Source organism: Pseudonocardia sp., assembly GCF_050250275.1.
Classification (GTDB): Bacteria; Actinomycetota; Actinomycetes; order Mycobacteriales; family Pseudonocardiaceae; genus Pseudonocardia.
Genome location: NZ_JBFWOY010000014.1, coordinates 23,582 through 44,922, shown reverse-complemented (window position 1 = coordinate 44,922; position 21,341 = coordinate 23,582). Strand labels below are relative to the sequence as shown.

20 protein-coding genes are annotated in these 21,341 nt (G+C 72.8%); 9 read left to right on the top strand and 11 right to left on the bottom strand.

Translation table 11 applies throughout. From position 1 onward, the window contains the following. Positions 1-35: 35 nt before the first annotated feature. Positions 36-515: a Mov34/MPN/PAD-1 family protein gene (locus tag AB7F12_RS14385; RefSeq protein WP_428499131.1), complete on the bottom strand. Its 480-nt coding sequence runs from the start codon at positions 513-515 to the stop codon at positions 36-38. A 90-nt stretch (positions 516-605) separates the two neighbouring features. Between AB7F12_RS14385 and AB7F12_RS14380 the strand changes: the two genes are divergently transcribed. After that, positions 606-890 (top strand): SelT/SelW/SelH family protein, encoded by a 285-nt coding sequence (locus tag AB7F12_RS14380; protein WP_428499132.1) that lies wholly within the window; start codon positions 606-608, stop codon positions 888-890. Here the strand turns inward: AB7F12_RS14380 and AB7F12_RS14375 are convergent. Together AB7F12_RS14375 and clpS are read right to left on the bottom strand one after the other, a co-directional pair. Beyond that, complete coding sequence (locus tag AB7F12_RS14375; RefSeq protein ID WP_428499133.1) at positions 887-1,441, bottom strand: DUF2017 domain-containing protein; 555 nt, start codon at positions 1,439-1,441, stop codon at positions 887-889. The two genes, AB7F12_RS14380 and AB7F12_RS14375, sit on opposite strands and share 4 nt — an antisense overlap. Further along, positions 1,438-1,734: an ATP-dependent Clp protease adapter ClpS gene (gene clpS, locus AB7F12_RS14370; protein ID WP_428499134.1), complete on the bottom strand. Its 297-nt coding sequence runs from the start codon at positions 1,732-1,734 to the stop codon at positions 1,438-1,440. The genes AB7F12_RS14375 and clpS overlap by 4 nt, the downstream gene beginning before the upstream one ends. A gap of 56 nt (positions 1,735-1,790) precedes the next feature. On the opposite strand from clpS, the gene AB7F12_RS14365 reads away from it, so the two are divergent. Together AB7F12_RS14365 and AB7F12_RS14360 are read left to right on the top strand one after the other, a co-directional pair. Beyond that, positions 1,791-3,098: a nicotinate phosphoribosyltransferase gene (locus AB7F12_RS14365; protein WP_428499135.1), complete on the top strand. Its 1,308-nt coding sequence runs from the start codon at positions 1,791-1,793 to the stop codon at positions 3,096-3,098. Beyond that, positions 3,099-3,647: an isochorismatase family protein gene (locus tag AB7F12_RS14360; protein WP_428499136.1), complete on the top strand. Its 549-nt coding sequence runs from the start codon at positions 3,099-3,101 to the stop codon at positions 3,645-3,647. Positions 3,648-3,669: 22 nt separating this feature from the next. Here AB7F12_RS14360 and AB7F12_RS14355 read toward each other — a convergent pair whose 3' ends face one another. Then, the gene (locus AB7F12_RS14355; RefSeq protein WP_428499137.1) at positions 3,670-4,557 is read right to left on the bottom strand and encodes an acyl-CoA thioesterase; all 888 of its coding nucleotides are present in this window, start codon (positions 4,555-4,557) and stop codon (positions 3,670-3,672) included. A 178-nt stretch (positions 4,558-4,735) separates the two neighbouring features. On the opposite strand from AB7F12_RS14355, the gene AB7F12_RS14350 reads away from it, so the two are divergent. Next, positions 4,736-6,772, top strand: coding sequence for an ATP-dependent DNA helicase (locus AB7F12_RS14350; protein WP_428499138.1), 2,037 nt, complete (start codon positions 4,736-4,738; stop codon positions 6,770-6,772). A gap of 134 nt (positions 6,773-6,906) precedes the next feature. Here AB7F12_RS14350 and AB7F12_RS14345 read toward each other — a convergent pair whose 3' ends face one another. After that, a complete protein-coding gene (locus AB7F12_RS14345) occupies positions 6,907-7,866 on the bottom strand; it encodes a GlxA family transcriptional regulator (protein ID WP_428499139.1) in 960 nt (319 codons plus the stop codon). Between the two features lie 123 nt (positions 7,867-7,989). Between AB7F12_RS14345 and nthB the strand changes: the two genes are divergently transcribed. The 3 genes from nthB to AB7F12_RS14330 are packed head-to-tail and all read left to right on the top strand — an operon-like array spanning position 7,990 to position 9,718. Further along, on the top strand, positions 7,990-8,745 hold the full coding sequence (gene nthB / locus AB7F12_RS14340; protein ID WP_428499140.1) for a nitrile hydratase subunit beta: 756 nt from the start codon (positions 7,990-7,992) through the stop codon (positions 8,743-8,745). Continuing rightward, positions 8,742-9,374 carry a nitrile hydratase subunit alpha gene (nthA, locus tag AB7F12_RS14335; RefSeq protein WP_428499141.1) on the top strand — a complete coding sequence of 211 codons (633 nt, stop codon included), beginning with the start codon at positions 8,742-8,744 and terminating at the stop codon, positions 9,372-9,374. The genes nthB and nthA overlap by 4 nt, the downstream gene beginning before the upstream one ends. Continuing rightward, positions 9,374-9,718, top strand: a complete 345-nt coding sequence (locus AB7F12_RS14330; RefSeq protein WP_428499142.1) for a nitrile hydratase accessory protein — start codon at positions 9,374-9,376, stop codon at positions 9,716-9,718. The genes nthA and AB7F12_RS14330 overlap by 1 nt, the downstream gene beginning before the upstream one ends. A gap of 15 nt (positions 9,719-9,733) precedes the next feature. On the opposite strand, the gene AB7F12_RS14325 is transcribed toward AB7F12_RS14330, so the two are convergent. The 6 genes from AB7F12_RS14325 to AB7F12_RS14300 all read right to left on the bottom strand — a co-directional run bounded on the left by AB7F12_RS14325 (position 9,734) and on the right by AB7F12_RS14300 (position 17,678). Then, positions 9,734-10,435, bottom strand: coding sequence for a peptidyl-tRNA hydrolase (locus tag AB7F12_RS14325; RefSeq protein ID WP_428499143.1), 702 nt, complete (start codon positions 10,433-10,435; stop codon positions 9,734-9,736). Then, entirely contained in the window at positions 10,432-11,694 is a 1,263-nt protein-coding gene (gene serB, locus AB7F12_RS14320) for a phosphoserine phosphatase SerB (protein WP_428499144.1), read from the bottom strand. Before serB ends, AB7F12_RS14325 begins: the two co-directional genes overlap by 4 nt. Positions 11,695-11,717: 23 nt before the next feature. Next, positions 11,718-13,472 (bottom strand): aa3-type cytochrome oxidase subunit I, encoded by a 1,755-nt coding sequence (gene ctaD, locus AB7F12_RS14315; RefSeq protein ID WP_428499145.1) that lies wholly within the window; start codon positions 13,470-13,472, stop codon positions 11,718-11,720. Positions 13,473-13,673: 201 nt separating this feature from the next. Next, positions 13,674-14,483 carry a PIG-L family deacetylase gene (locus AB7F12_RS14310; RefSeq protein ID WP_428499146.1) on the bottom strand — a complete coding sequence of 270 codons (810 nt, stop codon included), beginning with the start codon at positions 14,481-14,483 and terminating at the stop codon, positions 13,674-13,676. Between the two features lie 46 nt (positions 14,484-14,529). Next, on the bottom strand, positions 14,530-16,443 hold the full coding sequence (locus tag AB7F12_RS14305) for an AAA family ATPase (RefSeq protein WP_428499147.1): 1,914 nt from the start codon (positions 16,441-16,443) through the stop codon (positions 14,530-14,532). A gap of 113 nt (positions 16,444-16,556) precedes the next feature. Next, positions 16,557-17,678, bottom strand: a complete 1,122-nt coding sequence (locus AB7F12_RS14300; protein ID WP_428499148.1) for an NDMA-dependent alcohol dehydrogenase — start codon at positions 17,676-17,678, stop codon at positions 16,557-16,559. Positions 17,679-17,907: 229 nt separating this feature from the next. Between AB7F12_RS14300 and AB7F12_RS14295 the strand changes: the two genes are divergently transcribed. Further along, complete coding sequence (locus tag AB7F12_RS14295; protein ID WP_428499149.1) at positions 17,908-19,509, top strand: benzoate-CoA ligase family protein; 1,602 nt, start codon at positions 17,908-17,910, stop codon at positions 19,507-19,509. Between the two features lie 92 nt (positions 19,510-19,601). Continuing rightward, entirely contained in the window at positions 19,602-21,338 is a 1,737-nt protein-coding gene (gene boxC / locus AB7F12_RS14290) for a 2,3-epoxybenzoyl-CoA dihydrolase (RefSeq protein WP_428499161.1), read from the top strand. Positions 21,339-21,341: the final 3 nt, after the last annotated feature.

Sequence of the window (21,341 nt, the reverse complement as noted above, 5' to 3'; positions counted from 1 at the left end):
GTTCGTGGTCGGACTGCCCCTGGGGGAACAGCAGGTCAGGCGTTGTCGGGGACGTCGTCCGCGCCGGTGTGCGCGAACATGTAAGTCTCCACGACCTCGACCTGTTCCTCGGTGACCACGCCATCGACGATCCGGAAGGACCGGAACTCCGGCTCGTTCCCGGGCCCGCTCGCCTCGTCGTTCTGCGAGCGCGTGGACACCAGCACGTAGTGCGCGTCCGGCTCGGAGGCGTAGGAGATGTCGGTGCGCGACGGGTAGGCCTCCGTCGCGGTGTGCGAGTGGTAGATCACGACGGGCACCTCGTCGCGCGAGTCCATGTCCCGGTAGAGGCGCAGCAGGTCGCCGGAGTCGAACTCGTAGAACGTGGGCGAGCGGGCCGCGTTGAGCATCGGGATGAACCGCTCGGGGCGGTCGGAGCCCTCGGGACCGGCGACGACGCCGCAGGCCTCATCGGGATGGTCGCGGCGTGCGTGGGCGACGATCCCGTCCACGAGGTCTTTCCGGATCACCAGCACGGCTCAAGACTACGTTGTGGCCCCGCGCGGGGGCGAACACGTCGGTCGCCTCTCACATTTCCCGAACTGTGGGAATGCCATGCTCGGTGCGTGCCCGCACCCCGCCTGGAGATCACGTACTGCACGCAGTGCCGCTGGCTGTTGCGCGCCGGCTGGACCGCGCAGGAGCTGTTGACGACGTTCGCCGCCGATCTCGGGGAGGTCGCGCTCGTCCCGGGCACGGGTGGGGTGTTCACGGTCCGGCTGGACGGCGAGACGCTGTGGGACCGTCGTGAGCAGGGCGGTTTCCCGGAGCTGCCGGAGCTGAAGCGGCTGGTGCGCGACCGGGTCGCCCCGGGCCGCAGCCTGGGGCACTCCGAGAAGGGGACGGCCTAGAACCGCACCTGCAGCCGCGACTGCACGAGGGCGTCCTGGACGAACGTCAGCCACTGGTACACGCCCAGGTGCGCGGTGCGGGGGTCGTCGTCGGGCAGCTCGTCGGGCATGTCCTCGCTGATGTCGAGCGCGGTACCCAGCGCGAGCCGGACGTCGTTGAGCGCGGCGAGCCAGGCGTCGGCCTGGCCCACGGTGAGCTCGATGCGGCCGCCACCGTCGGGCAGCGTGTCGAGCACCGCCGCGGCCGCGCCCTCCTTGGCCTCGATCAGCGCGGGCTCGTGCAGCGAGCGCAGGGCGCCGGCGAGCGCGGCGTCGTCGCGGCTGAACTCGGGCAGCAGCCGGGCGAGCACCTTGTCCTCGGGCGGGACCGGGGAGCCGGTGCGGATGCCGGTGAGCTCGGCCAGCTCGTCGGCGGGGGTCTCGGCGGTGCGGGCGGCGAGCATGTCGCGGACCTCGCCGATCAGTCCGCGCAGGACGACGACCTCCTGCGGCTCCATCGTCGCGACCAGGCGCAGCTTCGCGCCGCGACCCGACCTCTTCCAGCCGTTCATGCGCGCTGCATGGTGGCCCACAGGCCCGCCGCGTGCAGTTTCGCGACGTCACCCTCGATCTTGTCCTTGTCGCCGGAGGACACGGCGGCCTTGCCCTTGTGGTGCACGTCGAGCATGAGCGCGGTGGCCTTCGGCTCGGGGTAGCCGAACAGCTTCTGCAGCACGTACGTGACGTAGGACATGAGGTTGACCGGGTCGTTCCAGACGATGGCCTGCCAGGGCGTGTCGGCAGACGCTGCCTCGTCGGTGACCTCTTCCACCTGGCGGGTGGGGACGGGTAGCGGCGCGGACATGACCACATGGTGTCATCCGTGCACCGGTGCGTGCAGGCCACATAGGCTCCCGTTCCATGAGCGGGCTTCCCGGGTCGGCCAGCACGGCCCTGTTCACCGATCGTTACGAGCTGACGATGGTCGCGGCCGCGCTCGCCGACGGCACGGCGCACCGGCGGTGCGCGTTCGAGGTGTTCGCCCGCAGGCTGCCCGACGGCCGTCGCTACGGGGTCGTGGCGGGCACCGGCAGGTTGATCGACGCGATCGCCGACTTCCGGTTCGGCGAGGCCGAGCTGGAGATGCTGGCCGGGGTCGTCGACCCGGCGGCCCTCGACTGGCTGGCCGGCTACCGGTTCTCCGGCGACGTCGACGGCTACCCCGAGGGCGAGCTGTTCTTCCCGGGGTCGCCGATCCTGTCGGTCACCGGCACGTTCGCCGACGCCGTGATGCTGGAGACGCTGGCCCTGTCGATCCTCAACCACGACTCGGCGGTCGCCGCGGCGGCGGCGCGGATGGTGTCGGCGGCGGGCAGGCGACCGATCATCGAGATGGGTGGGCGGCGCACCCACGAGGAGGCGGCGGTCGCGGCCGCGCGCGCGACATACCTGGCCGGGTTCGCGGCGACGTCGAACCTCGAGGCGGGCCGCCGCTACGGCATCCCGACGACCGGTACCGCGGCGCACGCGTTCGTCCTGCTCCACGACGACGAGCCGGCGGCGTTCCGCAGCCAGGTCGCCTCGCTCGGGGAGAAGACGACGCTGCTGGTCGACACCTACGACATCCGCGCCGGCATCGCGAACGCCATCGAGGCGGCCGGGACGGGGCTGGGGGCGATCCGCATCGACTCCGGCGACCTCGGCGTCATGGCCCACCAGGCCCGTGAGCAGCTCGACGCCCTCGGCGCGACCGGCACCCGCATCGTGCTGTCGGGTGATCTCGACGAGTACGCGATCGCCTCGCTGCGCGCCGAACCCGTCGACTCCTACGGTGTCGGCACCTCCGTGGTGACGGGTTCCGGCGCGCCGACCGCCGGGCTGGTCTACAAGCTGGTGGAGGTCGACGGCCGGCCCGTCGCCAAGCGGAGCACGTCGAAGGAGTCGCGGGGCGGGCGCAAGTCGGCGGTGCGCAGGCACAAGCCGACGGGCACCGCCGTCGAGGAGGTCGTGCACCCGTGGGCGGCGCCGCCGGTCGTCGGCCCGCACGACCGGGTGGTGCCGGTGCCGCTGATGCGTGGCGGGCGGCCCGTCCCCGACCTGGAGACCCTGGAGCAGGGCCGCGAGCGGCTGCGTGCCGCCCTGGTCTCCGTGCCCTGGGAGGGGCTGAAGCTCTCCCGTGGCGAGCCCGCCGTCCCGACCGTGTTCACCGACGTCACCGGAGGTTCCTGAGTGCGTGCCCTGATCGTCGTCGACGTCCAGAACGACTTCTGCGAGGGCGGCTCCCTCGCCGTCGTCGGGGGGTCGGCGGTGGCCGCGTCGGTCTCGACGCACATGCGTGAGCACGGCTACGACCACGTCGCCGCGACGCGTGACCACCATGTCGACCCGGGCCCGCACTTCAGCGACGCGCCCGACTTCGTCGACACCTGGCCGGTGCACTGCCGCGCCGACACCCCGGGTGCGGCGTTCCACCCGGCGCTCGACGTCGCCCCGATCGAGGCCGTGTTCGACAAGGGCTCGTTCGAGGCCGCCTACTCGGGTTTCGAGGGCAGCGAGCCCCGCGGGCTCACCCTCGGCGACTGGCTGCGCGCACGCGACGTCGACGAGGTGCACGTCGCGGGCCTCGCGACCGACCACTGCGTCCTCGCGACCGCGCTCGACGCCGTCGCCGGCGGTTTCGCGACGACGGTGCTGCTCGAGCACTGCGCGGGTGTCGCCCCCGAGACGACGGGCGCCGCGCTGGAACGGATGCGCCGGGCGGGCGTCACGCTGCGCTAGCGGCGCCGGTGGCGGGTGCGGGTCAGCGCCGCATCCGGAGCCGGTCGAACCGGTCCGCCAGCTCGATCGCACCGCGGCCGACGGCCGCCGCGACCGCGTGCGTCCCGATCGCCTCGGCCAACCCGACGCAGTGCACCCCCTCGAACAGGCCGCAGGCGTAGTGCACCGACGTGTCGTCGACGTCGAGCACCCCGACCTGGACCCGGTACGTCCCGGGGTAGATCACGTCGGCCAGGTGCCCGACCGACAACGACCGCGGTGCCAGCAGGTCGAGCGTGCTGCCGACCGGCTGCGCGTGGACGTGCCCGAGGACGTCGAGGTGCAGCTCCGCCAGCACGTCGAGGTACCAGCCGGCCAGCGCCACGTTGCCGACGGTGCGGCCGGTGTCGAGCTCACCGAAGCGGGCCCGCACGTCGACGCCGAAGGGGTAGGCGTCGCGGACCAGCCGGGCCGGGTCCCGCTCGACGTCACGCCCCGGGATGCGGGTGCCGCCGATCGCGGCGAGCCGGTGCCGCACGTCGCCCGGCAGCTCGGCGGGCATCCCGTCGCGGCTGTGCATGCTCGCCGACTCGCCCAGCGCGACGCACTCGCCGTCGCGGAACAGGCCGTAGGTGCAGGTGAACGACGCCGCCGAGATCGTGGCGACGCCCGCCCCGATCTCGTAGGACGCACCCGCCGGGACCGGGCCGAGCATCTCGACCCGCACCGCGCTCAGCGGCGGCCGTGTGACCGGCCGGTCCGGGCCGAACGCACGGGTCTCGACGGCGCGGCGGGCCTGCTCGAACCAGCGCAGCACAGTCGTGCGCGCGATCTCGCCGCCGGGCCCCAGCTCGTGGAAACGCGCCGTGCGGTCGAACCGCACCGGGTACAGCGACGGCTCCTGGCGTGGTGGGGCGAAGGCCGGAATCATCGCGTCGTCACTCCTCGGCGTCCCACGACGCTGTCGGGACAGCGTGTGGCGGGCGCCCACGTGTCGGGCCCGTGTATACCCGGTCGCCCCGACGCACCCCGCAGCCGTCCGGTGCCGGGTGCGAACGCCCGGCCCCGCACCGCGCGGTGCCGTCGCCGGTGCCGGGTAGCCTCCCGGGGTGCCTGCCGCGCTGCCGTCGACCCGTGACCTCCCCGGCGTCGCCGAGCTGCTGGAGGTGGCCGTCGAGGCGCTCGGCGGGGCCCGCCGCGAGGGCCAGGACGCCATGGCCGCGGCCGTCCGCAAGGCCATCGCCGGCCACGAGCACCTCGCGGTGCAGGCCGGCACCGGAACCGGCAAGTCGCTCGGCTACCTCGTCCCCGCCATCCGGCACGCCGTCGCCGCCGACGCGACCGTCGTGGTGTCGACGGCGACGATCGCCCTGCAGCGCCAGCTCGTCGACCGCGACCTGCCCCGGCTCGCCAAGGCGCTCAAGCCCGCGCTCGGCAGGCTGCCCACGTTCGCGATCCTCAAGGGCCGCCGCAACTACCTGTGCCTCAACAAGCTCCACGGCGACGAGTCCATGATGGACGACGGCGAGGAGCAGCTGTTCGACCCGTTCGCCATCTCGGCCATGGGGCGCAACGTCAAACGCCTCCACGAGTGGGCCTCCGACACCGAGACCGGCGACCGCGACGAGCTCGTCCCCGGTGTCCCCGACACGGCGTGGCGGCAGGTGTCGGTCACCGCGCGGGAGTGCCTGGGCGCCACCCGCTGCCCCGTCGGGGAGGACTGCTTCGCCGAGCGCGCCAAGGCCGAGGCCGGCCGCGCCGACGTCGTCGTCACCAACCACGCCCTCCTCGCCATCGACGCCATGGGCGAGGCGCAGGTCCTGCCCGAGCACGACGTCGTGATCGTCGACGAGGCCCACGAGCTCGTCGACCGGGTCACCGGCGCCGCCACCGCCGAGCTCACCCCCGCCACCGTGGCCGCCGCCGCGCGTCGCTGCGGCAAGCTCGTCGACCAGAACGTCGCCGACCGGCTCGCCGAGGCCGGTGAGGGCCTCGCCATGGTGCTGGCCGACCTGGCGCCCGGGCGCTGGGACTCGCTGCCCGGCGGGGTGGCCGGGGTGCTGTCGGTCATCCGCGACTGCGCCGCCGCCTGCAAGCAGGGCCTGGGCGGGGAACGCCGCGAGGACCCCGAGGGGGCCGCCGCCCGCAAGATCGCCCTCGCGCTGGTCGACGAGGTCCTCGACGTCGCCGTCCGCGTCCTCGGGGTGTTCGCCGAGGACGACCCGGCGGCCCGCCGCGACGTGGTGTGGCTCGGTGAGCAGGGACCGGAGGGCGCGCGCACCCCGGTGCTGCGCGCCGCGCCGCTGTGGGTCGGCGGGCTGCTGCGGGAACGGCTGTTCGGCCGGTCGACGACGATCCTCACCTCCGCGACGCTGACCCTCGGTGGTTCGTTCGACGCCCTCGCCCGGCAGTGGGGGCTGCCGCCCGAGGCCACCGTCGCGGCGACGGCGGGCGACCCCGTCCCCGACCCCGACCTGCCCCGCTGGTCGGGCCTCGACGTCGGCTCCCCGTTCGCCCACGCGCGCAGTGGCATCCTCTACACCGCACGCCACCTGCCCCCGCCCGGTCGCGACGGGCTGCCGCCGGCCTACCTCGACGAGATCGCCGAGCTCGTCGAGGCCGCGGGGGGCCGCACCCTCGGGCTGTTCTCCTCGATGCGCGCGGCCAAGCAGGCCACGGAGGCGTTGCGCGGCCGGCTGTCCACTCCCCTGCTGTGCCAGGGCGACGACTCGACGATGCTGCTGGTCAAGCGGTTCGCCGAGGACGAGGAGACCTCGCTGTTCGGGACGCTGTCGCTGTGGCAGGGCGTGGACGTCCCGGGGCCGTCGCTGTCGCTGGTGATCATCGACCGAATCCCGTTCCCCCGCCCGGACGACCCGTTGATCGGTGCCCGCCAGCGCGCCACCGACGCCCGCGGCGGCAACGGGTTCCTCACCGTCTCGGCCACCCACGCCGCCCTGCTGCTCGCCCAGGGCGCCGGGCGGTTGCTGCGGGGCATGGACGACCGCGGGGTCGTCGCGATCCTCGACCCGCGCATCGCCACGGCCCGCTACGGCGGCTTCCTGCGCGCCTCGCTGCCGCCGTTCTGGCAGACCCACGACCCGGACAAGGTCCGCGCCGCCCTCACCCGCCTCCGCGACGCCTGACTCACCCGCGCGCAACCCCACCGCTGTCCGGGCGCCCCGCGACGACCGTGAGGTTGCGCGCCCACGACCGAGCGCAACCCCACCGCTGTCCGGGCGCCCCGCGACGACCGTGAGGTTGCGCTCGGGTGGCCCGTTCAGTCGCGGGTGGGGACCGGGTCGGGCGGTCGGGTCCGCAGCCGGCGGCGCAGCGTCTGCTCGCTGCCCAGCCCGGCGCGCCGGGCGGCGGTGGCGACGGTCTCCCCGCAGCGCAGCAGGTTGACGGCGGCCTCGAGACGGACGGCGGCGACGTACTCGGCCGGGGTGCACCCGACCTCCTGCCGGAACGTCCGCCCCAGGTGGCGCACGCTCATCCCGGCCCGCGCGGCGAGCGTCGGCACGCTGTGGTCGGCCGCGGGATCGGCGGCGATGCTGTCGCACACCGCCGCGAGCGACCGGCGGCGTGCGCGCAGCGTGCGGGAGGGCACCGACAGCTGCGGCTGCTCACCGAAGCGGCGCATGAACACGACGAGGTCGCGCGCGACGGCGTGCGCGACCTCGTCGCCGGCGTCCTCCTCGACCAGGGCCAGCGCCAGGTCGATACCGGCGGTGACGCCCGCCGAGGTGAGCAGGGCACCGTCGCGGACGTAGATCGACTCCTCGTCGACGTCGACCGCCGGGTACCGGCGGGCCAGCGTGGCGGTGTGCCGCCAGTGCGTGGTGGCGCGGCGGCCGTCGAGCAACCCGGCCGCGGCGAGCGCGAACGACCCGGCGCACACCGAGGTGACGCGCCGGGCACCCGCGGCCAGCTCGCGTACGCCGTCGAGCAGCGCGCGCGGCGGCGCCTCACGGACCAGGAACTCGCCGCCGGGCACGACCAGGGTGTCGACGTCGTCGACGTCCGCGACGGCCCGGTCGACCCCGATCCGCAGCCCGCTCGACGCCCGCACGTCGGCGCCGTCGGGCGAGCAGACGACCACCTCGTAGGGGGCGCCGAGGGTCGTCGCGACGTCGAAGACCTCCAGGGGCCCGGTGACGTCGAGGAGCCGGACGCCGTCGGCCACGAGTACGGCGACGGGCAGCGTCGGCCGCCGGGCGGGCCGGGTCTCGACGGGCACCGCCGGAGCGTAGTGCGCCGCACGGCCGGAGCGGCCGGATGGCCGAATGTGATCGTTTCTTGGCCCACTGCGCCGGGCCGTGGCCGGTAGCGTCCCGAGCCGCCGCATCGAGACGGGGGCACCGTGAAACTGCAACACCACCTGGGTGGGCTCGAGGGGATCCAGGGGCCGATCGACTTCGAACGCCGGGTCTTCGTCGAGGACTGGGAGAAGCGGATCTTCGGGATCCACACCGCGATGATGGGGCTGAGCGCGTCGTTGCGTGACGCGCTGCCGGGCTACGACATGGACGCGGTCCCCACCGCGTTCGACAGCACCTGGACGTGGGCGGACCTGCGCAGCGGGGCCGAGGCGATGGACCCGTTCGACTACTTCCGGTTCCGCTACTACGAGAAGTGGCTCGGCGGCATCACCGCGTTCCTCGTCGAGCAGGGCTACGTCGATGCCGACGAGCTCGCGGCCGCGACCGAGCGCTATCGCGCGGACCCGACCGCGCCCCTGCCCGAGCGCGCCGAGCCGACCGTCGACGCGCAGGTCGAGCGGTACCTGCGGGAGGGCGACTCACCCCGGCGCGGTGCGGCGACGCCCGGTTTCGCCGTGGGCGACACCGTCGTCGTGGCCGACCCGCCCGCCGCCGAGCACACCCGGCTACCCGGTTACCTGCGCGGGCGCCACGGCACGGTGCGACGCGTCTTCGAGGGCGCCTACGGCTACTTCCGGTCGACCGGCGACGACGGGCTCGGCGCGCCCGTCCCGGTCTACGTCGTCGAGTTCGACCCGCACGAGCTGTGGGGGGCGGGCACCGAGGCGACACCCGGGCCGCTCTACGCCGAGCTCTACGAGCCCTACCTCACCCCTGACCTGGAGACACGGCGATGACCGAACGGTTCAGCTATCCCGACGACCGGGAGGCGGCCAGCGCCGCGCAGGTCCGCGCGCTGGAGGCGTTGCTGATCGAGAAGGGCATCATCTCCAGCGGGACCGTGGACAAGGTGCTCGGCTACTTCGAGTCCGAGATGACCCCGCTCAACGGGCGCCGGATCGTCGCCCGCGCCTGGGTGGACCCGGGCTTCTCCGACCGGCTCGTCGCCGACACCCCCGCCGCGGTCGCCGAGCTCGACCTGCCGGTCGGGATGGCGGGGGCCGAGGGCGAGCACCTGGCCGCGGTCCGCAACGAGCCGGGCGTGCACAACGTCGTCATCTGCACGCTGTGCTCGTGCTTCCCGTGGCCGGTGCTGGGGCTGCCGCCCTACTGGTACAAGGACCCGGTGTTCCGGGCCCGCGCCGCCCGCGAGCCGCGGATCGTGCTCGCCGAGCTCGGGGTACCGCTCGACGACGACACCGAGGTCCGGGTCTGGGACTCCAGTGGCCACTCGCGGTGGTTCGTCGTCCCGCAGCGGCCGCCGGGTACGGACGGGTTGAGCGAGGACGAGCTGGCCGAGCTGGTCACCACCGAGGCGATGATGGGTGTCGCGCTGGCGTCGGCTCCCGCGTCCCGGGGGGCGTGATGTCGGGCGATCACCACGACGACTACGACCCGGAGGCGGGGTTGCACCCGTCCTGTGTGGGCGACGTGGGCCGTCCGGAGTTCGACGCGCAGTGGCAGCGGCGGGCGTTCGGGCTGGCAGTGGCACTGTCGGAGTTCGGTCACTATCCGTGGGGCGAGTTCCAGCAGCAGCTGATCGGGGCCATCGGCGACTGGCAGGAGGCACCGTCGGACGCGCGGGGCCGGTGGGAGTACTACGAGCACTGGGTCGCGGCGCTGACCTCGGTGGTCGAGCACCGTGGTCTGCTCGACCCGGGCTACGTGATGCCGGAGGACCGCGAGGGTGGGGTCACGCACGCCCGGTGAGCGGTGGCGGGCCCGTCAGCCGGACACGGTGACGACGCAGGTCACCGTGCCGGGGTCGACCTCGGTGAAGCCGGCGTCGCGGACGGCGACGGCGGCGCCCGCGTCGGCGTCGGCCTGGAGCGCGGTCCATCGCTCACGGGTGGGGACGCGCACGGCGTAGTCGGGCACCTCGACGAGGCCGCGGACGGCGGCGTCGATCATCGAGGCGTGCCCGACCTGCGCCGCGGCCTTGCCGACGGTCATCGTGACGGTGGGGTTCAGCCAGATCACCGGCGCCCCGGCCGGGGCGGGGCCCGGGTCGTCGGTGGGGAGGTCGGTGCCGCCGATCTGCAGGCGTGCGACGCTTCGCGGGACGTCGTCGACCGGGCCGGGCAGCAGGGCGCGGGCGTGCGCACCGTCGACGGAGACGGTCACGCCGGGCAGTTCCTGCACCGCTGCCCAGTGGGCGCCGCGGGCCCGCCGGGCGATCTTGCGGATGCGGCCGTCGATCCAGGTGAGCACCTGGTCGTGCCACTCGCCCTCGGCCCCGGCGCGGGGGTCGACGCAGACGGCGAGCGCGGCCCGTGCGGCGGCTTCCAGGAGCGCGGTGCGGCCGGGCAGCTCGCGTTCGATCCGCAGGACGACGGGCATGGCGCGGACGATCCCGTCGGCCTCCGGGAAGACCTCACGGACGCCGACGTACCGGCGGACGACGGCGTCGAGGACGCTGGTGCTCACGCGATCGGGACGCGGCGCAGGACACCTTCGGCGGCGTCGGCGCGCTCGACCTCGTCGCGGGTGATGCCCAGGACGAAGAGGACGACGTCGAGGTAGGGCTGGGAGAGTGCGGTGTCGGCGACCTCGCGCAGCGCGGGTTTGGCGTTGAAGGCGATGCCGAGGCCGGCGGTGGAGAGCATGTCGATGTCGTTGGCGCCGTCGCCGACGGCGACGGTCTGGTCGAGGGGCACGCCGAAGGAGTCGGCGAACCGCCGGAGGGCGACGGCCTTGCCCGGGCGGTCGACGATGTCGCCCACGACCTTGCCGGTGAGGACCCCGTCGAGGACCTCCAGCTCGTTCGCGGCGCAGAAGTCGAGCCCGAGCTCGTCGACGAGGCCGGCGACGACCTGGGTGAAGCCGCCGGAGACGACGCCGCAGCGGTAGCCGAGCCGTTTGAGGGTGCGGACGGTGGTGCGGGCGCCGGGGGTGAGCTCGATCTCGGCGGCCACGTCGTCGAGGACGGTGGCGGGCAGGCCTTCGAGCACGGCGACGCGGCGGCGCAGGGAGGCGGCGAAGTCGAGCTCGCCGCGCATGGCTTCCTCGGTGACGCGCCGGACCTCGGCCTCGGCCGCGCTGCCGGCGCGGGCCGCGAGCATCTCGATGACCTCACCCTGGATGAGGGTGGAGTCGACGTCGAAGACGATGAGCCGTTTGCCGCGGCGGGCGATGCCGGCGCGCTCGACGGCGACGTCGACGCCGGCGTGGCGGGCGACGTCGACGAGGCGGGCGCGCAGGGTGCCGTGGGGGTAGCGGGTGGTGCCGCCGGGGTCCGGGGAGACGTGCAGTTCCAGGCCGGTGACCGGGTAGTCGGCGACGCGGCGGATGGAGTCGATGTTGGCGCCGACGGCGGCGAGTTCCTGGGCGACGGCGCCGAAGGCCCGCGCGGTGATGGGCCGGCCGAGGACGACCACGACGTGGGTGGACGTCGGGCGCGGCGAGGGGTCGTCGCCGTGGTGCAGGGAGGTCTCGACGTGCATGCCGATGGCGTCCATGGCCTGCTCGACGGCTTCCTGCAGCCCTTCGGGGTCGCGGTGCGCGGCGACGAGGGCCGCGAGGGTGAGCCTGCCGCGGACGACGACCTGTTCGATGTCGATGAGGTCGACGCCGTGTGCGGTGAGCGCGGCGAACAGGACGGAGCTGACGCCGGGACGGTCGGGGCCCGACACGGTGACGAGGACCGTGTCCGCCGCCGGGTGGGCGGCGGACGTCGGTCCCGTCACGGTGTCAGCGGCTTCGCCGGTCGTCACCGGTCTTTCGGGTCGTCGCCCGACATCGCTTCCTGCCCGGTGGCCGAGGCGGCCAGTTCCGAGGGTGCGGCGTGGCCGCCGACGTGGGCTTCCTGCCGGAACCTCTCGACGAGGTGCGGATAGTGCAGCTCGAACGCCGGACGCTCCGAACGGATCCGGGGCAGCTCGGTGAAGTTGTGCCGCGGCGGCGGGCACGACGTCGCCCACTCCAACGAGTTACCGAAACCCCACGGGTCGTCGACGGTCACCACCCGGCCGTACCGGTAGGACCGGAACACGTTCCAGATGAACGGCAACGTCGACGCACCCAGGACGAACGCCCCGATCGAGGAGACCGTGTTCAACGTGGTGAACCCGTCGGTGGGCAGGTAGTCCACGTAGCGCCGCGGCATGCCCTCGTTGCCCAGCCAGTGCTGCACCAGGAACGTGGTGTGGAAGCCGACGAACGTCAGCCAGAAGTGGACCTTGCCCAGCGTCTCGTCCATCATCCGGCCGGTCATCTTCGGGAACCAGAAGTAGATGCCCGAGTACGTCGCGAACACGATCGTGCCGAACAGCACGTAGTGGAAGTGCGCCACCACGAAGTAGCTGTCGGAGACGTGGAAGTCCAACGGCGGCGAGGCCAGCAGGATGCCCGTCAGCCCACCGAACAGGAACGTCGCGAGGAAGCCGAGCGCGAACAGCATCGGCGTCTCGAACGTCAGTTTCCCCTTCCACAACGTGCCGATCCAGTTGACGAACTTGACACCCGTCGGGATCGCGATGAGGAACGTGGTGAAGGAGAAGAACGCCAGCAGCACCGCGCCCGTGGCGTACATGTGGTGGGCCCACACCGCGACCGACAACGCCGCGATGGCGATGGTCGCGTACACCAGGCCCTTGTAGCCGAACACGGGCTTGCGGCTGAACACGGGGAAGACCTCGGTCACGATCCCGAAGAACGGCAGCGCGACGATGTAGACCTCGGGATGGCCGAAGAACCAGAACAGGTGCTGCCACAGGATCGCGCCGCCGTTGGCGGGGTCGAACACGTGGGCACCGAGGTGCCGGTCGGCGGCCAGGCCGAGCAGGGCGGCGGTGAGCACGGGGAACGCGATGAGGATCAGGATCGCCGTCACGAGGATGTTCCACGTGAAGATCGGCATCCGGAACATCGTCATGCCGAGCGCGCGCATGCAGACGATCGTGGTGATGAAGTTGACACCACCGAGGATCGTGCCGAGACCGGCGACGGCCAGGCCCATGATCCACAGGTCGCCACCCGCACCGGGCGAGTGCACGGCGTCCGACAGCGGCGAGTAGGCGAACCAGCCGAAGTCGGCCGCGCCACCCGGCGTAAGGAAGCCGGCGAGCACCGTGAGGCCACCGAACAGGAACAGCCAGTAGGAGAAGGCGTTCAGCCGCGGGAACGCGACGTCGGGGGCACCGATCTGCAGCGGCACGATGTAGTTGGCGAACCCGAACAGGATCGGCGTCGCGTACAGCAGCAGCATGATCGTGCCGTGCATCGTGAACAGCTGGTTGTACTGCTCCGGGGACAGGAACTGCATCCCCGGCACGGCCAGCTCGGCGCGCATGAGCAGCGCCATCGCCCCGCCGGCCAGGAAGAACCCGAACGACGTGACCATGTACAGGATCGCGATGTCCTTGGGGTCCGTCGTCCGCATCATCTTGAGCAGCGTGGATCCCTTGACCGACCGTCGCGCCGGGTACGGGCGCGACGTGATCGGCTTGGGCGCGACGGCTGTCACTGGTGCCTCCTGCACTGGCCTGTGGTGGGCAGGCCCGGACTCTATATCGCGCGGATCGGCCCTCCGGCCCCCGGGTGAGGGCCCGGGGCGGGCGACCGCGCCGCGGGCTCATTGTGCTCTACGGAAGGTAGAACGACCACCGCGGACCACGTCACACTCGGTGGGCGGGCGAGCGGCGCACGGATCGGGGCCGGGGACCGTTCAGCGCATCGGTGCGAACAGGTCGAGGAACACGTCGGGTGCCGACGCCGGGTTCGGCGGCGGGTCGACGATGTAGAACTCCGTGCCCATACCCATCGCGAACATGGGTTCGGGCATGCTCAGCATGAAGTGGTCGGGGCCCATCTGGCTGGCGTGCGCCCGCATGGACGCCCGCTTCTTGTCGACGTAGTCGACCGCGTCGACGCGGTGGGTGATCTCCGCCTCGGGCTTGCCGAACGTGGCCTCGTCGAGGTTCGGGGGCTCCCAGCCGTCGGGCAGCCCGCCCTCCTTGGCCAGCCCCGTCATCCCGCGGACCATCCAGTCGCGGTTGATCGTGCCCTGCACGACGACCGGTACCGCCGACAGTTCGGCGGCGCGCTTGCCGACGCGGTGCACCTGGATGTGGTCGGGGTGGCCGTAGCCGCCGTTGTCGTCGTAGACGGTGAGGACGTCGGGCTCCTCCTCGTCGAGGATGAGCGCGAGCCGCTTGGCCGCGTGCTCGACCTTGGCCTGCCAGAAGCAGTAGGGCGCGTCGTTGGTCGGCTGCCCCATCATCCCGGAGTCGACGTAGCCGAGGAACTCGACGCGGGCGGCACCGATGATCTTCGCCGACTCGTAGCACTCCGCGGAGCGGCGCACGGGCAGCTGCTCGCCGGGGGCGAGCACCCCGGGCACCGGCTCGCCGAGCTCCCCACGGGTGGCGAACACGAGCACCACGCGGTGCCCTTCGGCGACGGCGCGCGCGAGCGTGCCTGCTGACCCGATCGACTCGTCGTCGGGATGGGCATGGAAGCTGACGATCGTCCCCACGGACGCGACCCTATCCGGGCAGCCGGGCGACCCTCACCCACAGGCGCTAGCCCAGGACCCGGGTCAGCGCGGGGCCGATCTCCTTGAGCCGCCGGACCGTCCGGGACGTGCCGCCCCCCTTCGCCGCCAGCGCCGCGGCGGCGGCCTCGGCGTCGCGGCCGTCCTCCCCCGGCCCGAGCGGGACGAGGACGTGCAGACGGTCGATCCCGGCCAGCGCGGAGGCGGGGTCGTCGCCGGCGGTGTGCAGGCAGTCCGAGAGCAGCACGACCATGCGTTCCTCGGCGACCGCGCCCGCCAGCCCCAGCGACGCCGCGCGCAGGGCCGCCGCGAGGTCGGTGGTCCCGTGCCCGCGCAGCGCGACGAGCTCGCCGACGAGCTGGTCCGGCGGTTTGCGCCGGCCCTGGGCCTGCAGGGTGCGGACGTCGGCGCCGAAGGCGAGCACGCCCGGTTCGAGCCGCGACCCGCCGTCCTCCGCGGCGAGCACGACGCCCGCCGCGGCGACGGCGGCGAGCGCGACGGCCAGCCCCTGCATCGACCCGCTGATGTCGACGACGAGGCAGACGGCGCGCCGGTGGGCCGTCCAGTCACGGGTGACGAGCTCGTCGGCGGCGGGACGTCGGGAGATGCCGGGCTGCCAGCCGTCGAGGGTGCGGTCGAGGTCGAGGTCGCCGGACCCGCCGCGGACGGGCGCGATCCGCCGGGTGCCCCGGGCCTTGGCCGGGCCGACCTTGCCGAGCTGGATGAACACCCGCCCGGCGAGCCGGCGCGCGGCGGCGCGCAGCTGCCCGTCGGTGGCGACGGCCAGGTCGGCGAGCAACGCCGCAGCGGCCTCGGGGTCCTCGGCGAGCGCCTGGTCGAAGGCTTCCTCGTCGAGCTCACCGAGCTCCGGGGAGATGTCGTCGAACAGCTCGTGGCGCGCGCCGAGCTCCTGGCGGCCCAGCGTGCGCTGGCCGCGGTTGCGGTGCGGGGGTTCCTTGCTGCGGCCCGCCGCGGGGGGCGGCGGGCCCTCAGCTTTTCCCGGCTCACCTCCGCCGGAGTCGTCGGACGGGCGTTGCGGTGGCTGCGCCTCGTTCTCGGGCCAGAACCGTTCGAGCAGCTCGTCGATGACGGACTCGGGGGTGCGGTCGACGCCGTCGGCGATGCGGACGCGTCCGGACAGCGCGGCGTGCGCGGCGTCACGGGCGGTGTCGCGGGCCATGACGGCCTCGCCCCGCATCTCGGTGAGCCCGGTGAGGACGAGGGAGAGGTCGATCGCGCCGCGGACCGACGACCCCATCCGCAGGTCGCGGTGTTCGCGGGTGGCGCGCGTCAGCATCACCGACAGGTCGGTGACCCAGCCCTGCACCCCGCTGACCGACGACGTGATGGCGCGTTCGGCGTGCTCGTCCTGGTAGCCGAGGACGACGCGGCACATGCGGTCGGCGATGGCCTGGCTGACGCGTGCGGTGCCGATGGCGTCGAACGGGTTCATGGCGGCGATGAGCCGGAAGCCGGGCCCGGCGCGGACGGTGCCGAGGCGCGGGACGGCGATCTCGCCCTCGGTGAGGACGGTGATGAGCACGTTGAGGGTCTCCTCGGGGACACGGTTGAGCTCCTCGAGGTAGAGCAGCCCACCCCCCGGGGCGCCGCCGGGGCCGAGGTCGGGTCCCCCGCGCATCGCGGTGAGCAGCGGGCCGTCGACGAAGCTCGCCGGCAGGTAGCCCTCGGCGAGCACCTGCGACGGGTCGAAGGCGCCGACGAGGCGCGCGGGGGTGAGCTCGGCGTTGCCCTCGACGAAGACGACGTGGCTGCCGGCCGCGCGCGCGATGGAGCGCAGCAGCGTCGACTTGCCGGTGCCGGGCGGCCCCTCGATGACGACGTGGCGGCCGGTCGCGAGGGCGACGGTGAGGACTTCCCGCTCGCGCTGGAGCCCGACGACGGGGGTGGGCGTGCGGGAGTCGGGTGGGGTGAGGGTGGTCACGTGCGGGGCTACCTCCGGCGGCGCGGCCACCCGGGGCCCCGCGAGAGGGTCCGGATGGCCGCGCGTCGTGGAACAGACGTCGGAACGGGGCCTGGCCGTTCGGACAGGGTCGGTCAGGCGGCGGGGTCGTGGATGATCACGCCGCGGACGTTGACGCCGTTGATGAGGTCGTCGTAACCCTGGTTGATCTGGTCCAGCGTGTAGGTGTTGGTGATCAGCTCATCGATCTTGAGCTGGCCCGACTGGTACATGTTGACCAGGCGCGGGATGTCCTTGAACGGGTCGCCGGAACCGAAGAGCGACCCCTGGATCCGCTTCTCGAACAGGGTCAGGAGCGCACCGGGGATCTCGATGGTGTTCTTGGCCGGGTCGGCGAGCCCGGTGACGACGACGGTGCCGCCCTTGCGGATGGCGTTGAAGGCGTTCGTCGTGACCTCGGTGTCGACGATGCCGACGGTGACGATCGCCTTGTCGGCGCCGACACCGTTGGTGAGCTGCTGGATCAGCTCGTGCGCCTCCTCGGCGGTGGCCGCCGAGTGGGTGGCGCCGACGCGCTCGGCCATCTCGCGCTTGTTGGCGAGCGGGTCGATGGCGACGACGTTGGCCGCGCCGGCGAGCGCCGCGCCCTGGACGGCGTTGACGCCGATACCGCCGACACCGTAGATCGCGATCGTGTCCCCGACCTGGGTGTCGGCGGCGTTGGTGGCCGAGCCGAAACCGGTCGGGACGCCGCAGCCGATCAGGACGGCCTTGTCGAGCGGCACGTCGTCGGCGACCTTGATCGCCGAGTTCTCGGAGATCGTGGCGCGCTCGGCGAAGGTGCCGATCATGCACATGCCGCCGAGGTCCTCGCCCTTGGAGTCGTGGAACCGGTAGGTCCCGTCGGGGAGGACGCCGTCGAGGATGGTGGCGCCGAGGTCGCACAGGTTGGTCATGCCGCTGGAGCAGAAGCGGCAGTGCCCGCAGACGGGCAGGAACGAGCAGATGACGTGGTCACCGGGCTTGAGCCGGGTGACACCGGGGCCGACCTCCTCGATGATCCCGGCGCCCTCGTGGCCGCCGACGATCGGGAACCGCGGCACGATGTCGCCGTGGCGCAGGTGCTCGTCGGAGTGACAGAGCCCCGCTGCGACGTACTTGATGAGGACCTCGCCCTCCTTGGGCGGGTCGAGCGTGAGCTCCTCGATCTCGAACGGCTGACCGACACCGCGAAGCACGGCGGCCCTGGTCTTCATTGACCCTCCTGGCGTGGTTGTCCGGGGTACCGGCGGGGGGCGACGATGCGACGGTGCGCACGGTCACATTCACCGGCGTGCATGGCACTGCCTAACAGCATGGCCGGGCGTTGGGAAGATCGCTCGCCGAGCACCTGCGCCGAGCCCGGACCCCCTTCTTCTACGAAACGTTGACGACACGTCGCCCACCAGTAGAGTTCCCACTTCCGAACCGGCACAGGAGCCGTCGATGACAGAACTCTTCAACGCCGCCGAGTACCTGACCGACAGGCGAGTGCTCGCCGGCGACGGCGATCGGGTCGCGGTCCACCACCCGCGCGGCACCCTCACCTATGCCGGGCTCGCCGACGAGGTCCGGCGCGTCGCGGCCGGGCTCGTCGGGATCGGGGTGCGCCCCGAGGAACGCGTCCTGCTCTGCATGACCGACGACGTCGAGCTGTTCACGGCGATCCTGGCGACGATGTACGTCGGCGCGGTCGCGGTCCCGTCGTCGACGATGCTGACCGGCCCCGAGCTGGGCGTGCTCGTCGCCGACTCACGGGCCCGGGCGCTGCTGGGCAGCGCCGAGTTCTCCGACGCCGTGCACGCCGCGGCCGCGGGCGCGCCGGACCTGCGCCACGTGGTGCTCACCGGCGACGCGGGGCCCGACCCGGCCGCGCTCGGCCCGAACGTCACGCCGCTGACCTGGCAGGAACTGCTCGACGCGGGCGCGGGTGCACCGGTCGGCGCCCCCGCGCCGACGTGGGACGAGTCGCCCGCGCTGTGGCTCTACACGTCGGGGACGACGGGCAAGCCCAAGGGCGCCATGCACCGCCACCACGACATCCGCGTCGTCGCCGAGACCTACGGACAGCAGGTCCTCGGCATCGAGCGCGACGACGTGTGCCTGTCCGTGGCCAAGCTGTTCTTCGCCTACGGCATCGGCAACAGCATGTTCTTCCCGCTGTCGGTGGGCGCCTCGGTGGTGCTGGAGCCGCAGCGCCCCTCCCCCGCGCTGTTCGCGCGGCGTGCCCGTGAGCACGCGGTCACCCTCTTCTTCGCCGTCCCGTCGTTCTGGGGTCCGCTGATCGCCGCCGACGAGGCGACGGTCGACCCGGCGGCCTTCGCGACGGTGCGCCGCGGCGTGTCGGCGGGCGAGGCGTTGCCGCCGCGGATGTTCCACGGCGTGCGCGACCGGTTCGGCTTCGAGGTGCTCGACGGTATCGGCTCGACCGAGGCGCTGCACATCTTCATCTCCAACGTGCCCGGGAAGGTCGTGCCCGGCAGCTCCGGCTACCCGGTCCCGGGCTACCGCGTGGAGCTGCGCCGCACCGACGGCACGGTCGTCGACGGCACGGGCGAGTCGGGGATGCTCTACGTCGCCGGAGAGTCGCTGTGCACCGGGTACTGGTGCCGCACCGAGGTCAACCGCGCGGTGTTCCACGGCGAGTGGATGCGCACCGGCGACCAGTACGTCCGCAACGACGACGGCAGCTACACCTGCCTGGGCCGTACCGACGACGTGCTGAAGGTCGGCGGCATCTGGGTCAGCCCGGTGGAGGTGGAGTCCCGGATCCTGGAGCACCCGGCGGTTGCGGAGGCCGTGGTCGTGGGCGTGCCCGACGCCGACGGGCTGGACAAGCCGGTCGCCTACGTCGTCGCGCGGCCGGGGATGACCGTCGACCCGGACGAGGTCGTCGAGTTCTGCCGGGCCGGGCTCGCCGCGTTCAAGCGGCCGCGCGCGGTGGTACTCGTCGACGAGCTGCCCAAGACGGCCACGGGCAAGGTGCAGCGGTACCGGCTGCGGGAGCGGGCGGCGGCACCCGTCCGCGCTGACGTTCTACAGAACTAGCGCGTCGCGCGTTCACGTTGTAGAGTTTCCTCATCCCACCGCGCCGTCCACCGCGCCTGTGCGCAGGAGGCACATCGATGACCACCACAGCGATGACCACGACGGTGTCCGGACCGGCAGCCGCCGCGGCCGCTCCGGACACCGCCGAGACCCCGGCCGTCTCCTTCGACACGTCGCCGGAGCAGTACCGGCACTGGCAGCTCGACCTCTCGCAGGCCGCGGAGACGGGCGTGGCCTGGCTGCGGCTCGACGTCGCCGAGGACGGCGGCATCGTCCCCGGCTACGAGCTGAAGATGAACTCCTACGACCTCGGCGTCGACATCGAGCTCTACGACGCCACGCAACGGCTGCGGTTCTCCCACCCCGAGGTCCGCGCGGTCGTCGTGACCAGCGCGAAGGACCGCAACTTCTGCGCGGGCGCCAACATCCGGATGCTCGCCCAGTCCAGCCACCCGTGGAAGGTGAACTTCTGCAAGTTCACCAACGAGACCCGCAACGGCATCGAGGACGCGACGGCCAACTCCGGCCAGACCTGGATCGCCGCCGTCAACGGCACCGCCGCCGGCGGCGGCTACGAGCTGGCCCTGGCGTGCGAGCAGATCCTGCTCGTCGACGACAACTCCTCCGCGGTGTCGCTGCCCGAGGTCCCGCTGCTGGGCGTGCTGCCCGGCACCGGCGGGCTCACCCGCGTCACCGACAAGCGGCGCGTCCGCAAGGACCGGGCCGATGTCTTCGCCACCCGCCCCGAGGGCGTGCGCGGCAAGCAGGCCGTCGAGTGGAGGTTCGTCGACGAGACGATCCCCAAGCGCGCCTGGGACGAGACCGTCGCCGCCCGCGCCGCGGCGGCGGCCGAGGCGTCGAGCCGGCCCGCCGACGCCACCGGGATCGCACTGCCGCCCCTGCAGCGCGAGGAGACCCCCGACGGCATCCGCTACCGGCACGTGTCCGCGGAGTTCGACCGCGAGCGCGGGCTCGTCGAGATCGTCGTGCGCGGACCCGAGGGCGGCGTGCCCGAGTCGCTGGAGCGCGTCCACGAGCTGGGCGCGGACTTCTGGCCGCTCGCCATGACCCGCGAGCTCGACGACCTGGTCCTGCGCCTGCGCGCCAACGAGCTGGAGCTCGGCACCTGGGTCCTGCGCACCCGCGGCGACGTCGAGGACGCGCTCGCGATGGAACGCGTCATCGCCGAGCACTCCCGCGACGACTGGCTCGTCAACGAGGTACGCCACTACTTCAAGCGCGTCCTCAAACGGCTCGACGTGACCTCGCGGAGTCTGATCGCGCTGATCGAGCCGGGTTCCTGCTTCGCGGGCGCACTGCTGGAGCTCGCCCTGGCCTGCGACCGGCAGTACATGCTCGACGGCACCCTCGACGAGGAGGGTTCCGAGCAGGGCGACGAGGCCCAGATCATGTTGTCCGACTCCAACTTCGGAGCCTTCCCGATGAGCAACGGCCTCACCCGCCTCGCGTCGCGCTTCTACGGCGACGACGAGCACGTCGAGGCCCTGCGCGGCGAGACCGGTCGGCGCATCGAGGCCCGTGAGGCACTCGACCTGGGACTGGTCACCGACGCCCCCGACGACATCGACTGGGACGACGAGATCCGGATCATGCTGGAGGAACGGGCGTCACTGTCACCCGACGCGCTCACCGGCATGGAGGCCAACCACCGGTTCGTCGGCCCCGAGACCATGGAGTCGCGGATCTTCTCCCGGCTCACCGCGTGGCAGAACTGGATCTTCGTGCGGCCCAACGCGTCCGGGCCCGAAGGAGCACTGCGCCGCTACGGCACCGGACGCAAGGCCGAGTTCGACAGGAAGCGGGTCTAGATC

Bases quoted from the DNA above. Each gene is read 5' to 3' on its own strand.
- AB7F12_RS14375 (WP_428499133.1), bottom strand. From the start codon at position 1,441: ATGAACGGCTGGAAGAGGTCGGGTCGCGGCGCGAAGCTGCGCCTGGTC.
- clpS (WP_428499134.1), bottom strand. From the start codon at position 1,734: ATGTCCGCGCCGCTACCCGTCCCCACCCGCCAGGTGGAAGAGGTCACC.
- AB7F12_RS14365 (WP_428499135.1), top strand. From the start codon at position 1,791: ATGAGCGGGCTTCCCGGGTCGGCCAGCACGGCCCTGTTCACCGATCGT.
- AB7F12_RS14355 (WP_428499137.1), bottom strand. From the start codon at position 4,557: ATGATTCCGGCCTTCGCCCCACCACGCCAGGAGCCGTCGCTGTACCCG.
- nthA (WP_428499141.1), top strand. From the start codon at position 8,742: ATGACCGAACGGTTCAGCTATCCCGACGACCGGGAGGCGGCCAGCGCC.
- AB7F12_RS14330 (WP_428499142.1), top strand. From the start codon at position 9,374: ATGTCGGGCGATCACCACGACGACTACGACCCGGAGGCGGGGTTGCAC.
- AB7F12_RS14300 (WP_428499148.1), bottom strand. From the start codon at position 17,678: ATGAAGACCAGGGCCGCCGTGCTTCGCGGTGTCGGTCAGCCGTTCGAG.
- AB7F12_RS14295 (WP_428499149.1), top strand. From the start codon at position 17,908: ATGACAGAACTCTTCAACGCCGCCGAGTACCTGACCGACAGGCGAGTG.
- boxC (WP_428499161.1), top strand. From the start codon at position 19,602: ATGACCACGACGGTGTCCGGACCGGCAGCCGCCGCGGCCGCTCCGGAC.